Origin of the sequence: Chryseobacterium sp. NRRL B-14798 (assembly GCF_050470705.1) — a bacterium.
GTDB lineage: Bacteria > Bacteroidota > Bacteroidia > Flavobacteriales > Weeksellaceae > Chryseobacterium > Chryseobacterium cupriresistens.
This window is the reverse complement of sequence record NZ_JBFLUL010000005.1, coordinates 3,630,792-3,646,461: the sequence shown is the minus strand read 5'-3', so window position 1 is coordinate 3,646,461 and position 15,670 is coordinate 3,630,792. Positions and strand designations below refer to the sequence as shown.

Here is a 15,670-nt window from a genome sequence, read left to right as displayed (position 1 = left end):
TCTTTAAAAATTAATGATTTTTTTCTAAATCATTAAAATTTTTAATAAGCTTTTGCAAATAATACACGTCTCTTAGATGGTTTTCCTGAAATCAAAGAAATTCCTTCTTCTACGTCATTATCCAAAGGAATACATCTGATGGTTGCCTTCGTTTCATCTTTGATCTGTTCCTCTTCTTCAGCTGTCCCATCCCAATGTGCATAGATGAATCCACCTTTTTCTTCCAGAACTTTTTTGAATTCTTCATAAGTATCCACTTTCGTGATATTATTTTTTCTGAATTCAAATGCTTTGTTATAAATGTCCTGCTGAATCGTTTTCAACAGATCTTCGATATAAGAATCAAGTCCTTCAATAGAACGAACTTCTTTAGTCAGGTTATCTCTTCTTGCGATTTCCACAGATTTATTTTCAAGGTCTCTAGGTCCCATAGCAATTCTTACAGGAACTCCTTTCAATTCATATTCTGCAAATTTCCATCCTGGCTTGTTCTGGGTGTCATTATCAAACTTCACAGAAATTCCTTTTGCTCTCAGTTTAGCCTGAATATCCAAAGCCACTTCACTGATCTGCTCCAGCTGCTCTTCTCCTTTAAAGATAGGAACAATCACGACCTGGATTGGAGCAAGGGTAGGAGGCAGTACCAATCCGAAATCATCAGAGTGGGTCATGATTAATGCTCCCATCAGACGGGTAGAAGTTCCCCATGAGGTAGCCCATGCATGTTCAATTTTTCCTTCTTTGTTGGTGAATTTTACATCAAATGCTTTTGCGAAATTCTGTCCTAAGAAGTGAGAGGTTCCAGCCTGTAAAGCTTTTCCGTCCTGCATCAATGCTTCAATACAATAAGTTTCATCGGCTCCTGCAAATCTTTCAGAAGGTGTTTTCAACCCCTGAATAACTGGAATAGCCATAAAGTTTTCTGCAAAATCAGCATATACTTTATTCATTTTCTCTGCTTCTTCCACAGCTTCATCTTTTGTAGCGTGAGCGGTGTGCCCTTCCTGCCATAAGAACTCTGCGGTTCTTAAGAAAAGACGTGTTCTCATTTCCCAACGAACAACATTCGCCCATTGGTTGATTAATATCGGCAGGTCTCTGTAAGACTGAATCCAGTTTTTATAGGTATTCCAGATAATTGCTTCTGAAGTAGGACGGACAATAAGTTCTTCTTCCAGTTTTGCATCCGGATCTACAATCAGTTTGGATGGGTTGTCCGGATCGGTTTTTAACCTGTAGTGGGTAACAACAGCACATTCTTTTGCAAAACCTTCTGCATTTTTTTCCTCAGCCTCAAACAAACTCTTGGGCACAAAAAGCGGGAAGTATGCGTTAACGTGACCTGTTTCTTTGAACTTTTTATCCATTTCATCACGCATTTTTTCCCAGATCGCATAGCCATACGGTTTGATCACCATACATCCACGCACGCCTGAGTTTTCAGCTAAATCAGCTTTTACAACCAGCTCATTATACCATTTGCTGTAATCTTCGCTTCTTGAGGTTAATTTTGCCATTATTTTTTTTAATTTTTTTAACTTTTGTACATTATTGTTATCTAAAAATAAAAATCTATTTTTGATAGATTTTTTTACCAGTATTTTGGTACATTTTTGGTACAGATTGCAAATATAATTTAAATTAAAAATTTTTACGTTATCATGAAAAGAAATATACATAAAAATTTGCTTGGTCTGCTAAGATCCAAAGGGATATTGGCTGTATCGGGCGGATTATTACTTGTGTCTTGTGGTGCTCAGATGGGAGGGTATAGCGAGACAGACGGGGTGTATTACGACCCCAATAAGGATACGCTACCTGAAGGAGTTATCATCAATGATAGCGGAAACAGAGTAGGAGAATATTATGACTACTATCAGGATTCCAATGTAATTCAGAATGCACAGACGAATTCCAGAGAGCAGCAAAACAGATATAATGACTGGAGCAGTACCAACACCAATTGGAATTCTAATGCTACAGATTCAGATTGGGGACTTTATGCAGGTTCACAAACGAACTACTATGACAACTCATGGGGATGGGGATCTCCGTGGGGATGGTATGGTGGTTACAGCCCATATTGGGGCTGGGGCTGGAACCGCGGCTGGGGCTGGGGTGCAAGTATGTCCTGGGGTTGGGGCGGATCATTCGGCTGGGGCTGGGGAGGCTCTTTCGGATGGGGAAGTCCATACTGGGGATACGGCTATGGCGGATACTATGATCCATTCTGGGGCGGATACTACGGTAACCCATATTGGGGATACGGTGGAGGTTACTGGGGTGGTGGCTACTACAACAGACCTGTTTACAGAAGAAGTGGTGTCAGCGGAGGCGGATTCCAGAATACAGGGGTAGCCAACGCAGTTTACAGAACGAATACCAACAATTCAGGTTTCAGAAATACGAATGGTGGTTTCAGAAATACCAATAACAATGGTGGTTTCAGAGACACTAATTCCAACGGAGGTTTCAGAAACAGTAACAGTAATGGCGGATTCAGAAATGGTAACTCAGGAGGTTTCAGAAATACACAGTCTAACGGTGGATTCCGTAATTCTGCACCACAAACAAGACCCAATTACAATTATCAGCAGTCACAGCCAAGATACAACAACAATAACGGAGGTTTCAGATCTAACGACTCAGGAGGTTTCAGATCCAGTGGTGGCTTCAACTCAGGAGGAGGAGGCTTCAGAGGCGGTTCTTCAGGAGGCGGCGGAATGAGATCCGGCGGCGGAGGCAGAGGTGGCTTCAGATAATTTTCAAATTAATAAACTATTTAAAAATAATGTTAAAAAAATCTTTAGTATTAATGAGTATTTCTGCTGCATTTTATGCACAGGCTCAGGATGTTTCTGTCATAAGAAATACGGTAGAGGTTTATTCAAGTACTCCTATGGTGGGATCAGCTAAGTTTAATGCAATGGCTGGAGCTAATGGTGCACTGGGAGGTGATGCAAATTCTTTGCTTACCAACCCTGCAGGTTTAGGAGTCGCTATTTCAGGAGAGGTTTCAGGAACTTTATCTATTTTAGGAAATAAAAACACGAGTTCGCTGGCGGGATCTTCAATAGACTACAGCAAAACCAAAGGAGATCTGGGTAATGCCGGAGGGATTATTGCTTTTCCTTTGATGACAGAAACCGGCTGGAAATTCATTAATATTGGTATTAATTTTTCTAACCAGACGCTGGATAATGTAATCCAGACGCCGGGTAATAATAATATCGTTTATGCTTTTGATAAGGATGATATTACCAAAGACGCGGCATTGGCAGGACATATGTATGAAAGATACGGTAACCTGTCAAAGATGAGTTTTGGGGTAGGTGCCAACTATAATCATAATTTATATTTAGGAGCAGGTTTCAATTTTTTCAATGCTTCATTGGATCAGTATGATAGTTTGTTTTACCGAAATCTGACCAATAATTCCACAGAAGGATTCAGTAAGCAGGATACTCCTTATTCAGAAAGATCATCAGGTTTTTCTGCTTCATTAGGGGTAATCGGTAAGCTAAGTCCAAATTTCAGATTGGGAGCATCTCTTGAAACGCCTACATTCTGGACAATAGACAGAAATTATTATTTCTATAACGATCCTGTGTATGGAGATGATATGGGAGCTGAAAACAGAAAGTTCACTTCACCGCTTAAAGCAACAGTGAGTGCTGCTTTTGTAGCGAGTAAAAATTTCTCATTGAACGTAGATTATACCCTTGGACTTACAAAACCTGATTATAAGGTATATGGAGGTGCGGAAAGAGCTTTGAATGACTTCTTCAAAGAAAATTACAAGAATCTTTCTGAAGTAAGAGTGGGAGCGGAGTACAGAGTACAGCAGTTCAGATTGAGAGGAGGTTACGCCTACCAGTCAACTCCTTTTGATGCCCTTACGATCAGCAGATTTAATGATGCAGGTACTGTAGGAGATCAATCGTACAGCAATATGATGCTAAGTGACAGAAATACCCTTTCTTTTGGTATCGGGTATGACTTCAAATCATTCTATGTAGATGCATCTTATCAGAATATCTCATCTAAGTATACTAATCCTTTCATGAGAGGATATATGGATGGAAATTCTGATTCATCTTATTATTCTGCTAATAACATCTTTGAAAGTGATGCGTATGCGGCAAGTGAGGTGAAAAACAACAGGAATAATTTCTTCCTTACAGTAGGATGGAAATTCTAAGTTAGAATATCAGAATATATAAAGAGAGGCTGCCCATATTTAGGACAGCCTCTTTTTTTGTTGGTTTTGAATATCCGATTTTTGAAAGGTTTTAATTTCCGTATTATTCTTAATCCGGATTCTGCACCAGATTTGGCTGGATCTGGATCTGCTGTTCCGGAATATATTCTACCACTCTGTTATGGGTATAAGGTACTGTATAAAAAGCATTGCTTCCACTTAAATGAGTTCCGGGATATTGTCTGTCGAGATCCAGTTTGTTTCTGAAGACATCGTATCTTCTATGTCCTTCAAAAGCCATTTCCAACCTTCTCTCCTGTAGAACAATGTCCAGAATAGTCTGCCCTGCAGGGACTGAATTATATACAGGTATTCCTGCTCTTGTTCTGATAATGCTTATGTCTGCGAGTGCTGAGGCAGTATTTCCTTTTTTTGCATAGGCTTCAGCTCTGTTCAGGTATAGTTCTGCCAGTCGTACAATAACCGGCGACCATAACTGAGGAACCCCTTCCTGTAATGAACATTTTAAAACATAAAATTTAGGATATCCGTTTCTTTTATCCATATCATTATCAAGGTAGACGTAAGTTTTCCCGCCGTTTGCGTTAACAAAATAATAGTTTGTTTTATTGGGGGCTGCTTCAGATAGTACCTGATAATTGATATTATTCATGGTAAAATAAGTATTTCCATTCTGCTGGAAGGTATTTTGGAACTGATAACTGTAGGTGGCGGCACCGGAAGAGCTGGTTCCTTTTTGTACCCAATAGGCTGCAGGAATTGCTGGATTCTTATATTTTGGAGAAATAAACTTCAGCCTTACATCCTGGGGATTCTGATTGATGAGATCCAGGTAAGTGGAAGATGCATACATTTCACCCCAGCCTACATTCTGTATGGTAGCATACATGGAGCCTATGGTAGATGAGCCATCACTATAGTCTCCATCTTTATTATATTTAAATGCAAAAATGGTTTCTGTATTGTTTTCAGGAGTCTTGGTAGCATAGGCAGGCAATTCTGCTTTGGACAGAAGCGTATATTTTCCGGAATTGATGACTTTATCTGCATATTCTATCGCTTTATCATTATTTTCCATGTACAAGTAGACTCTGGAAAGTAAAGCCTGCGCTGCTTCTTTGGATGCATATATATTGTTTTTATCCAGGGTCATCAGTTTTTCTGCTTTCATAAGATCGCTTACCACCTGATTGTATACTTCTCCTACAGTGGCTCTGGCGGGCAAATCGTTGACATCGTCAGATAGTTTTAAGGGGACTCCGGGATTACCTGTTCCCTGATTATACGGTCTTCCAAAAACGTTGACCATAGAAAAGTATACATAAGCTCTCAGGAAATAATTTTCGCCGATCAGCTGATCTGTTTCTGTGTCTTTTCCTTCAGCAATCTTTGAGATCAATCTGTTGCAACCGATGATAGCTTTATATCCTGAGTTCCAGATGATATTGGTTCGGTAGTTGTTTTTAATGCTTTTATAATTATAATAATAAAAGAATGAATCGCTGGTCGTTCCGCTGATATCAACATTATCGCCGCCATATTCACTGATTCTGTACAGGTTGTTGTAAAACCCCCCACCTTCGGCATCCCCTTTAAGCAATGCGTAATTTCCTAGCGTTATGGTTTTTAGTCCTGTTGCATCTGCCAGGACCACATCAGACTCCTTTGAATCATACGGTGAACGGTCTATATTACATGCCGTTAATGACAGTATGAGAATGGGAATAAGTATTTTTTTCATAATTATTTTTTTAAAAAGAAAAGTTTAAGCCTAATGAAAATCTTCTTGGAATAGGGTAGATAGCTCCGGCATTGCCAGAATAGACACTTTGGTTGTCTGCATTACCAACTTCTGGGTCTACCCCGGAAAATTTGGTGATAGTAAATAAATTTTCACCCATAATATAAATATTCGCTGATTTTATTTTCATCTTTTCTGTTAGAGATGTTGGTAAATTATATCCTATTCTCAAGGATCTTAATTTGACAAAGCTGACATCCTCAAGATAACGTGACGAGGGCTTATTGGTTAATGAATTATTGTTGTATACAGCAGCCGGATGGGTTGCGATATCTCCCGGCTTTTCCCATCTTGTCCATCCGTTTTCTAAAACCATCTGGTTGTAATAAGGATAGGCGCCGTCTGAATCATATAATTCCCTGTACCTATTATAGACTTGCCCACCCTGTGAGAAATAAAGATTTGCAGCAAGATAGAAATTTTTGATATTGAGATTAGTGCTTACAGAACCGTAATAATCCGGCGTGGCTGTTCCTACTACCTGTACGGTAGCCAGGTTATACTTTGAAGTTGCACTTCTGCTTCCGTCCGGGTTGATTACTTCCCATTGTCCTTCGCCATTGTCCGGATTTACTCCCAGCCACTTTCTCATATAGAAAGAGTTAACGTCATATCCCGGTATGGCTACATGGTAATTACCTAATACCTGTGTGCCGTTATTTCGGGTCGAAAGTACACTGTTTTTATAAGTACTGATATTGAATCCCAGATCCCAGCTGATATCTTTTGAGCGGATAATAGAATAATTTACATTGAATTCCCAGCCTTTGTTTTTGACATCACCAATATTCAGGTACTGTCTGTCAACCCCTGTTAGTGATGGCAGAGAAACAAGCATCAGCAAGTTTTTCGTTTTATTGTTAAAATAATCAATATTTAAAGTCAGCCTGTTGTTAAATGCCCTGATATCTGAACCGATATTATTCTGATAGATGGACTCCCATGTTAATTCCGGATTCCCTAGCTGATACCATGTTGCTCCTATTTGTCCGTTATATTTTTGTGTCAACGCATATAAGTCCTGCCATCCATAATTAGGACTGGGTGTATTTCCCACAAGACCCCTGCTCGCCCGTAATTTCCATTCATTAACAGGTTTTATCTTGAAAAAGTTTTCTTTATGAATATTCCATCCTGCACTGTATGCATAGAATAAGCCGTTTCTTTTGTTGGCGCCGAATGCAGAAGATGATTCGCTCCTTAGCGATCCTTGAATACTATATTTTTTATTAAACACATATTCAACGTTAAACAGAAAAGCATTATAAGCTCTGTCTGATTTGGTTCCCGATGGTTTTTCACCTGTTGTGGCACCTGTGTTGAAAATATCTGTATCAGGTACTATCCCATAAACACCTGCTTTTGAGGCTTTGTAGAATCTGTCGGTATATTCATACGCAGCTAATGCATTGATATTATGATTTCCGAAATCTTTATCAAACCTCAGCATCTGGTTGAAAAATTTGCTGATATCTTTTTGATAGTTTTCTGTCAGTTCACCTTTATTACTTGTTCCGCTGATCGATCTGGGATCAGTATAGTACATATCATCGTAGTTTTTATAGGTAATATTGTTGGTACTGATGAATTTGAGATAATCGGTAAGTCGGATTTCAGCATCTATATTTCCGATAAGATCCAACTGATTGCTTTTACCATAGTTCCATTGAAGGTCATACAGATAATTGCTTTTATCCCTTCCATACCAATCTGTGTAATCCTCATCCACCCGGATCAGATTTCCATTGGCATCTCTGGGGTTGTCCCATGGCATATTAAGGTACATCTGATAAAGCGAAGCCTGAGTATCTTTTCCGGTAGTATATGATAAGCTGATTTTGGGTTTCAGTATCAGCCACGGTTTTATGGTCTGCTCATGATTGATTCTGAATGAGAATCTGTTGTATTCATCTCCTTTTATTGTCCCGGTTTCATTATAATAATTTCCTGAAATATAGGTTTTGGAGCTTGATGATCCTCCCTTGAAATCAATAGTGTAATTTTGTACAATTCCTGTTTGTGTACCACCCTTCAGCCAGTTGTAGCCATCATTTCTAAGTGCTTCAGGGATTTCAGGGGCTCCTTTTAATGAAGTGAAATAATCATACAGCTGTGTTCCGTTCATCAGTTTGAAACGCCCGTTGTTAAACACATTAAAAGAATTATTAAGAGATGCACTTAATGTTCCTTTTCCTGAATTTCCTGATTTGGTAAATACCTGTACAATACCATTGGCAGCTCTGGAACCATACAAGGCTGTAGAAGCAGCATCTTTCAGGATGTTGATACTTTCAATCTGGTTGGGATCCAGATTGGGAGTATAGGGCATTACTACACCATCCACCACCCAAAGGGCAGAACTGGGACCATTGATAGTGGAAGTACCCCTGATTTTTACAGTGGCTACTGAGCCAGCAGAACCTCCACCTGGCAAAATCTGAACACCGGCAGCTTTTCCCTGCAGAAGACCGGATACGCTTGGAGTATTGGAATCCTGAAGTTTTTTGTCGGAAATAACAGAGACAGCGGCTGTAAGACTGGATTTTTTCTGTGCTTTGTAGCCAATAATTACAATGTCATCAATTTTTTTTTCTTCTAAAGAATCTGTTTTCTTTGTGGTCTGGGCTGCCATAAAACCCGTCATTAAGAAAAAACAGACTGATGTTGTTAAGTTTTTTTGTTTTTTCATACAATTTTTTAGATGATGGTAATGTGGCTAATGTACGAAAAACAATGTATTGTTGTTAATATTTTGTTAAAAAATGTTAAACAATATGTTTTATTGTGTTTTTAAATGTAAATATTTAATTTTTATTTATTTTTTAATGTAAAATATTTTTAAAAAAACAAATTTTAACTTATTTGTCTAAAATGCTATAAGTAAAAATCCACGGGGCATATCGTGGAAAATATATATTATTAATACAACCTAAAATGAAAAAGCTCCGGATTCCGGAGCTTTTTATGTTTAATGAGAATGAGCAGGGGGGTGTTGATGGAAAACATGCATCATCAATGCGAGTGAAACTCCTAAAACAACCAGCCCGATTTTTACCCAATCGATATTGTGATTTTTATTGCTTTCAAAAATGATCACCGATGAGATATGAAGGAAAATTCCTCCTACGATAGCCAGGAAATAAGGCTGAAGGTCAGGATTGAAATAATTTCCTAATAACATTCCCATTGGAGAAGCCAATGCAAATAAAGCTACAATGAGAATAGAAGGATAAGATGAGGAACTTTTTGATTCTCCTTTTCTGTTAAATAAAAATGCACCCAGAATAAATGAAATAGGAAGATTGTGAAATACAATTCCCCAAAGGTAAGGCGACATTTCGTGCTGCTCGTTAGCCAAAGGAATTCCTTCAATAAAAGCATGAATGAATAATCCTACCATTAAAGCAACAGGAAGAATATTGTGTTCGCTATGATGATGGAAGTGCCCGTGTTCAAAACCTTTGGTAAGAGCTTCCAGGATCATCTGGAGAAGAACTCCTGCAATTACAAATATCCCAAGGCTGCTGCTTCCTGCAGAGGTATACACCTGAGGAAAGACTTCGTTGAGACAGATTGTAATCAAAAAACCGGCACTCAGTATCAATAGATTTTTGGCCAGCTTCTCTTTTTTACCAAAGTGTTTTCCAAGGAATACTCCTGTTACGACACTTAAAATCAGTAAAAGTACTGTTGTCATTATTTTTTCTTAAATAAATTGATGCAACGCGGGGAATTTTCTTTCTTAAATTCATTCAGCTGATAATCTCCCCAGATTTTTATTCTTTCAAACCCACATTCAGAAGCATAGGCATGAATGGCTTCCAAAGTATGGAGCTTTACTTTTTCAAAGAAATGAAACGGCTTACCGTCAGCCTCAAAACGGATGTCTTTGATGACATGTCTTCCTTCGATTTTCTTTAGGATTCTGAACTCAATATTTCCTCTCGTGATCGTTGTTTCAGGAACCAAAGTACTTCTTACAAATTCCTCATTCAGGTAGTCCAATACAAAATATCCTCCTGGTTTTAAAGCATTGTAAACGGATTGAAATACTTTCTTATCGTCATTTTCATTGTCAAAATACCCAAAACTGGTAAACAGATTGAATACAGCATCCATAGGATCTGCATCAATAGGGTTTCTCATATCATGAACTTCAAAAAGCAGTGTCTGATTTTCATATTGTTTGTCAGATTCAATACTTTGTCTTGAAAGGTCCAGTCCCAAAACATCATACCCTAATTTGTTAAGGAAAACAGAGTGTCTTCCCTTTCCGCAGGCAAGATCTATGATTTTCGACTGAGGCGGAAGCTGAAGATCCGCTGTGAGCTTTGTAATGAAGTTTTCAGCTTCAGTATAGTCTCTGTTGCTATAAAGCAAATGATAATAAGGGGTATCAAACCAAGATTCAAACCATTCCATAATGCAAAAATAACTAAATTTGTGCGGTTAAAAGCAAAGTATTTTACAACATTAAGAGATTGAAAAATTCAATTGGATAAGAAATTGGGTGGTTAATCTTTTAGTTTTTAAAGCTTTAAATCTTTTAATACATACTTATGGATACAGAAAATATTAAAATACAGATAAAGACATTCTTCGGATTGGAGCAGATTCTGGCGGAAGAAATCAAAAAATTGGGCGGAAGAAATGTTGAAATTAAAAACAGAGCGGTAAATTGTGAAGGAGATCTGGGTTTTCTTTACAAAATCAATTATTCTGCAAGAACGGCATTGAAAATATTGGTGCCCATTCATGAGTTCAAGGCTTTTAATCAGCATCAGTTCTATGACAGGTTATTCAAATTTGAATGGGATAATTTCATGGATGTTGATCAGTCTTTCTTTATTGATGCTACGGTCAATTCTGAAACGTTCAAACATTCTCAGTTTGTGACTTTGAAAATGAAGGATGCCATCGTGGATTATTTCCAGGAAAAATTCAAAAGACGCCCGAATGTGGAAACGAGAAATCCGGATATCAAATTCCATCTTCACATAGACAGAGAATTGGTAATGATTTCTATGGATTCTTCAGGAGATCCTTTGTTTAAAAGAGGATATAGAAGAGAGCAGGGAGAAGCGCCTATCAATGAAGTATTGGCAAGCGGAATGCTTCAGCTGGCAGGCTGGGACGGAAAAGGTAATTTCCTTGATCCGATGTGCGGTTCAGGAACATTATTGATTGAAGCAGCAATGATTGCAATGGATCTTCCGGCTCAGATTTTCAGAAAAAGGTTCGGATTCCAGAACTGGAATAACTATGATGCAGACCTGTTTGCAAAAATTAAAGAATTCAGAATTAACAGAATCAGACAGTTTGATGGAAAAATTGTTGGATATGACATCGATGCAAGAATGCTGAATGCGGCAAGAATGAACGTGGAAGCAGCGGAAATGGAAGATGTTATTGAGATTAAAAAACAAAACTTCTTTGATTCTAAAAAAGATCTGTTCCCTTTATTAATGGTATTCAATCCGCCATACGATGAGAGAATTTCCATTAATGACGATGATTTCTACAAGAAAATAGGAGATACCTTTAAAACCCATTATCCGAATACCTTAGCATGGCTGATCTCTTCAGACCTTGAAGCGGTGAAGAAAATCGGTTTACGTCCTTCAAGAAAGATCAAACTTTTCAACGGAAAACTGGAAACAAGATTTTTACAGTATGAAATGTATGAAGGAACGAAAAAGGTACATAAACTGGAAGAAAATAAATAGCAAGAAAAAGTGCTGGGACATTTTTTTGATCTATTAGATACTCTATTTAGTGTGTCCGGACTGTTTCAGAGCGGTTCGGGATCATCACATTTAAGTTCTGAAAGAAAGAGCCTGAATTATGATGATAAACTTCAAAAGAAAGAATTTAAGAAATCAAAATACTTCACAGAGATAGTAAGTGCAGTTGCTTTGTTGTTGGCAGCATTTTCTTTTTTTATTGTTTTTAAAGATCCTTTACCTGTACAAAACTATACACCAACCCTAGTGGTGGCTTCTTTAATAGGAGCCGGGATTTCATTTTTAGTATTTTTTGTGTTGCACGTTTTAAAGCTTTATTACTTTAAAACATTGTTCAAATTACTATTCTTCAGCTGTTCAGTAATAATTTTCATTATTTCTGCAATATTATATGTCTACTTTAAGTCAGGATGGTTCATATAACAAAACAAAAACAGGTTTTAAAGTAAAAGGATAGAGGCTGTAGAACAATGGAAAGTCGGAAAAAATATATGAAGAAACGAAAAAAATACATAAATTAGAAGATCATAATTCATAAACTCGGAGATTGAAATGTCCTGGAATTTTTTAGATATATTTGATGTGGTTCTTGATTTATTTGGTCTGCTTGGTTCCGGATCAAAATCATCACCTTCAAAACCTGAAAGAAAAGCTTTAAATCATCATGTGATATCTCAAAAGAAGCAGTTAAAAGATACAGATATTCCAAAGAAAAATTAACTTGTCATACATTATAAGTTTAATTGAAATAATAAAAGGTTGTACAGATTAGTACAACCTATTTTATTTATCGTGTCATTGATGGCGCAAAGCCATACTGTTTTTTAAAGGCATGTGAAAAATGGGAAAGGTCTTCAAAACCTACTTCCAGAAAAACATCGGAAGGTTTTTTATTCTTTTCTGATAAATGATAATAGGCAAGTTCAAGACGTTTTTGAGTAAGCCATCGCTGCGGAGTTGTTTGAAAAATCTTTCTGAAATCCCGGTTGAAAGTAGATAAACTCCTTCCTGTCAGATATCCGAACCTTTCCAATGGCATATTGAACATATAATTTTTTTCCATAAAACTGATCAGATCTACTTTTCCCGGCTCATCAAAATCGGCGAGTATATAATCTATCTCCGGATCAATTTCCCTTACAATACTGATGGCTTCAGTGATTTTTAAATGGGCAATATTCTCAGGAAGCGGATCTTCCATTTCAAAATAAGGTATGAGCGATGCAAGACAGCTGCTCAGAAGCGGATGACTGCTGAAGCGATGAATACTGGCTTTGTGATTTCCGGTCTTCCTCTGCTCATCAACAGAACTGTAAAAATTCTTCAGGCGTTCTGTGGTAAGATGCATGACTACCGCTTTATGCGGAAGCCCGTCTTTGGGATAATTGATAATCGTGGCAAGATGGTTTCTTGGAATCAGGAAAATATCTCCAGCTTTGAAAACATAGGTTTTATCTGCTTGAATAATTTTCGTTTCTCCTGATATGAACCAAACCAGCATATGGTATTCAAAAACTGTTTCCGTTTTGAAGAGCTTGTCATCATAACTGGAAAGCTTGATATCCGGGGTGAGGTATTGTATCTGGAAATCCATTGTCAAAAGTTTTTCATTACAAATGTATTTAAAAAACAGTTATTGGGTATCGAACTCAAATCCCAGCATCTCTTCACTTAATTTCCATAAACGGGCAGCATTGTTTTTGTCGATGGAATAAGGTTGTACTCCACGAATAGTAGCCGGTTCATCAAATCTGTGCTCAATTTGCCCTCTGTCTACCTCTGCAATATCACAGTTTTCACAATACACTCCGCCAATTCCGTTAAGTTGAGGCGTCACAGCACACCAGACTGTAGTAGCAGCCCCTTGTGGAATTGTTTTTAATCGTGCTTCAACTTCAGGTTTTATATTTCCGTTTTCGTCATGCGTTCCAAGCTGTTTAAAAAGCTCAACAGGTTCTTCTCTGCCCAGATCAGTACCATATACAGAACCGGGATGGAGAGAATAAGCTCTGATATCGAATTCTTTTCCTTTTTCATCTAGTTCTACGGCAAACAGATTACAAGCTGTTTTGGATTGTCCGTATCCGGAAAGGGTATCGTAATTTCTTTCCTCAAAGTTGGGGTCTTCAAAATTAAAAGGAGCCATCTGATGTCCATACGAAGAAACACTGATAACCCTTGCTCCATTTGCTTTTTTCAGAGCCGGCCATAATTTTGAGGTGAGATGGAACTGTCCAAGATAATTGGTCGCCAGCTGAGATTCAAAACCCCTGCTGTCTCTGCGGAGTGGTACCCACATAATCCCGGCATTATTAATAAGAAGATCCAGTTTTCTGCGTGATGAGACGAATCTTTCTGCAAAGGCATCAATGGATGCCGGATCCATCAGATCCATTTTTTCAAGTTTGATATTTTCAATTCCTGTAAGGTTTTTTCCTGCCTTTTCAATATCTCTTGCAGGAATAATGACATAGGCTCCGGCCGAAGTAAGTACTTTTGTAGTTTCAAGTCCGATTCCTGCGTAGCCACCGGTAATGATCACTGTTTTTCCAGTAAGATCAATTCCCTGAATAACTTCCTGTGCTGTTGAATAAGCGTTAAAGCCTGACTGAATGGGTTGCTGTAATGTGCTGATAATTGGTTCCATTTTTTTGTTGGTTTAAATTTCTATAGCAAAATTAGGAGGGATTCCGGATGTTTATTTTGTTTAGAATGCCAAATTACTTGGTTCAGAATTTCATTGATAAAATATGTACAGAGAGAAGAATACAATGTAACATCGTTAATTTATCTGAATAAGCTGTTAAACTGTTTGTAGGTTGTTCTGCGAATAAGTAATTTTGAAAAATTTTCAATTTGAAGCCTACTATTTCTATTGTCGTTGCCATTTACAACCGGAAAGACGAACTTTTTGAGTTGCTGACTTCTCTTACTCAACAGACAGATAAGGAGTTTGAGATCATTATCGTGGATGACGGTTCTCTGATCGATCTGAAACCTACTATCAAAAACTTTGAACAGGGATTGGATATTAAATATTTCAGAAAAGATAACTCAGGACCGGGACTGACAAGAAATTACGGTGCGGCAAGAGCCGCTAACGAATGGCTGGTATTTGTAGACAGTGATGTCATTGTTGAAAAAGATTATATTGAGCATATTAAAAACGATATCCTGACCATTCCTTGTGATGCGTTTGGCGGGGCTGATAAAGCGCATAAAGGATTTAATCTGATGCAGAAAGCTATTTCTTATTCCATGACGTCTGTATTTACAACCGGAGGAATAAGGGGAAGTAAGAAAGCGGTTTCAAAATTTCAGCCCAGAAGTTTTAATATGGGAGTGAAAAAAGAAGTCTTTAAAAAAGTAGGCGGATTTTCCGAAATGAGAATTGGTGAAGATCCGGATCTTTCCATGACCCTATGGGAAAATGGTTTTACTACTGCTTTTTTTGATGATATCGCTGTATATCACAAACGTAGGGTCGATTTTGGAAAATTCTCCAAACAGGTCTATCAGTTTGGCTGTGCAAGACCGATTCTTAACCAGAGACACCCGAATTATGTAAAAATTTCCTTTGCTTTTCCTACTTTATTTATGCTGGGATATGTGATGGGCTTTCTGGAGTATTTTATTATGGGAAGAGGAATCATCCTTGCCTTTTATGGATTGTATACCTTTCTGGTGTTGTTTCACGCTTTATTGCTGACAAAAAATATCAGTATTGCCGGAATGGCAGTTATTTCCACGTATATTCAGATGTTTTCTTACGGATACGGATTTTTAAAGTCCTGGATTTTGCTGAATGTTTTCAGAATGAAGCCCGAGGATGCTTTTCCGCATCATTATTATAAGAAATACCGGGGATAATTATCTGTAAAGGAAATTCAATAGGAATGGGCT

12 protein-coding genes are annotated in these 15,670 nt (G+C 37.8%); 5 read left to right on the top strand and 7 right to left on the bottom strand.

Features of this window, described 5'->3' with window-relative positions:
* Nucleotides 1-41: 41 nt before the first annotated feature.
* Complete coding sequence (gene proS / locus AB1278_RS16750) at nucleotides 42-1,517, bottom strand: proline--tRNA ligase (RefSeq protein ID WP_114821184.1); 1,476 nt, start codon at nucleotides 1,515-1,517, stop codon at nucleotides 42-44.
* A gap of 144 nt (nucleotides 1,518-1,661) precedes the next feature.
* Here proS and AB1278_RS16745 point away from each other — a divergent pair, with 144 nt between their 5' ends.
* Both AB1278_RS16745 and AB1278_RS16740 read left to right on the top strand, forming a co-directional pair.
* Nucleotides 1,662-2,762, top strand: coding sequence for a prolyl-tRNA synthetase (locus AB1278_RS16745; RefSeq protein WP_343643944.1), 1,101 nt, complete (start codon nucleotides 1,662-1,664; stop codon nucleotides 2,760-2,762).
* Between the two features lie 53 nt (nucleotides 2,763-2,815).
* Entirely contained in the window at nucleotides 2,816-4,201 is a 1,386-nt protein-coding gene (locus AB1278_RS16740) for an OmpP1/FadL family transporter (RefSeq protein WP_227943975.1), read from the top strand.
* A 109-nt stretch (nucleotides 4,202-4,310) separates the two neighbouring features.
* Here AB1278_RS16740 and AB1278_RS16735 read toward each other — a convergent pair whose 3' ends face one another.
* The 4 genes from AB1278_RS16735 to AB1278_RS16720 form a co-directional block, all read right to left on the bottom strand.
* Nucleotides 4,311-5,963, bottom strand: a complete 1,653-nt coding sequence (locus tag AB1278_RS16735) for a RagB/SusD family nutrient uptake outer membrane protein (protein WP_343643943.1) — start codon at nucleotides 5,961-5,963, stop codon at nucleotides 4,311-4,313.
* 10 nt (nucleotides 5,964-5,973) lie between these two features.
* Nucleotides 5,974-8,712, bottom strand: a complete 2,739-nt coding sequence (locus AB1278_RS16730; RefSeq protein WP_343643942.1) for a SusC/RagA family TonB-linked outer membrane protein — start codon at nucleotides 8,710-8,712, stop codon at nucleotides 5,974-5,976.
* A 279-nt stretch (nucleotides 8,713-8,991) separates the two neighbouring features.
* Nucleotides 8,992-9,720 (bottom strand): ZIP family metal transporter, encoded by a 729-nt coding sequence (locus AB1278_RS16725; protein WP_202838540.1) that lies wholly within the window; start codon nucleotides 9,718-9,720, stop codon nucleotides 8,992-8,994.
* On the bottom strand, nucleotides 9,720-10,445 hold the full coding sequence (locus AB1278_RS16720; RefSeq protein WP_202838539.1) for a class I SAM-dependent DNA methyltransferase: 726 nt from the start codon (nucleotides 10,443-10,445) through the stop codon (nucleotides 9,720-9,722). The genes AB1278_RS16725 and AB1278_RS16720 overlap by 1 nt, the downstream gene beginning before the upstream one ends.
* Nucleotides 10,446-10,582: 137 nt before the next feature.
* On the opposite strand from AB1278_RS16720, the gene AB1278_RS16715 reads away from it, so the two are divergent.
* Nucleotides 10,583-11,749, top strand: coding sequence for a THUMP domain-containing class I SAM-dependent RNA methyltransferase (locus AB1278_RS16715; protein ID WP_202838538.1), 1,167 nt, complete (start codon nucleotides 10,583-10,585; stop codon nucleotides 11,747-11,749).
* 570 nt (nucleotides 11,750-12,319) lie between these two features.
* Nucleotides 12,320-12,487, top strand: coding sequence for a hypothetical protein (locus AB1278_RS16710; RefSeq protein ID WP_202838537.1), 168 nt, complete (start codon nucleotides 12,320-12,322; stop codon nucleotides 12,485-12,487).
* 67 nt (nucleotides 12,488-12,554) lie between these two features.
* On the opposite strand, the gene AB1278_RS16705 is transcribed toward AB1278_RS16710, so the two are convergent.
* Nucleotides 12,555-13,361 carry an AraC family transcriptional regulator gene (locus AB1278_RS16705; RefSeq protein WP_202838536.1) on the bottom strand — a complete coding sequence of 269 codons (807 nt, stop codon included), beginning with the start codon at nucleotides 13,359-13,361 and terminating at the stop codon, nucleotides 12,555-12,557.
* Nucleotides 13,362-13,400: 39 nt separating this feature from the next.
* Nucleotides 13,401-14,414: an SDR family NAD(P)-dependent oxidoreductase gene (locus AB1278_RS16700; RefSeq protein WP_202838535.1), complete on the bottom strand. Its 1,014-nt coding sequence runs from the start codon at nucleotides 14,412-14,414 to the stop codon at nucleotides 13,401-13,403.
* Between the two features lie 209 nt (nucleotides 14,415-14,623).
* On the opposite strand from AB1278_RS16700, the gene AB1278_RS16695 reads away from it, so the two are divergent.
* The gene (locus tag AB1278_RS16695; RefSeq protein ID WP_429815813.1) at nucleotides 14,624-15,637 is read left to right on the top strand and encodes a glycosyltransferase; all 1,014 of its coding nucleotides are present in this window, start codon (nucleotides 14,624-14,626) and stop codon (nucleotides 15,635-15,637) included.
* Nucleotides 15,638-15,670 lie beyond the last annotated feature (33 nt).

Excerpts from the sequence above, each read along its gene's own strand:
- AB1278_RS16720 (WP_202838539.1), bottom strand. The coding sequence starts at position 10,445 with ATGGAATGGTTTGAATCTTGGTTTGATACCCCTTATTATCATTTGCTT.
- AB1278_RS16725 (WP_202838540.1), bottom strand. The coding sequence starts at position 9,720 with ATGACAACAGTACTTTTACTGATTTTAAGTGTCGTAACAGGAGTATTC.
- AB1278_RS16740 (WP_227943975.1), top strand. The coding sequence starts at position 2,816 with ATGAGTATTTCTGCTGCATTTTATGCACAGGCTCAGGATGTTTCTGTC.
- AB1278_RS16715 (WP_202838538.1), top strand. The coding sequence starts at position 10,583 with ATGGATACAGAAAATATTAAAATACAGATAAAGACATTCTTCGGATTG.
- AB1278_RS16705 (WP_202838536.1), bottom strand. The coding sequence starts at position 13,361 with ATGGATTTCCAGATACAATACCTCACCCCGGATATCAAGCTTTCCAGT.
- AB1278_RS16710 (WP_202838537.1), top strand. The coding sequence starts at position 12,320 with ATGTCCTGGAATTTTTTAGATATATTTGATGTGGTTCTTGATTTATTT.
- AB1278_RS16735 (WP_343643943.1), bottom strand. The coding sequence starts at position 5,963 with ATGAAAAAAATACTTATTCCCATTCTCATACTGTCATTAACGGCATGT.
- proS (WP_114821184.1), bottom strand. The coding sequence starts at position 1,517 with ATGGCAAAATTAACCTCAAGAAGCGAAGATTACAGCAAATGGTATAAT.
- AB1278_RS16745 (WP_343643944.1), top strand. The coding sequence starts at position 1,662 with ATGAAAAGAAATATACATAAAAATTTGCTTGGTCTGCTAAGATCCAAA.
- AB1278_RS16700 (WP_202838535.1), bottom strand. The coding sequence starts at position 14,414 with ATGGAACCAATTATCAGCACATTACAGCAACCCATTCAGTCAGGCTTT.
- AB1278_RS16730 (WP_343643942.1), bottom strand. The coding sequence starts at position 8,712 with ATGAAAAAACAAAAAAACTTAACAACATCAGTCTGTTTTTTCTTAATG.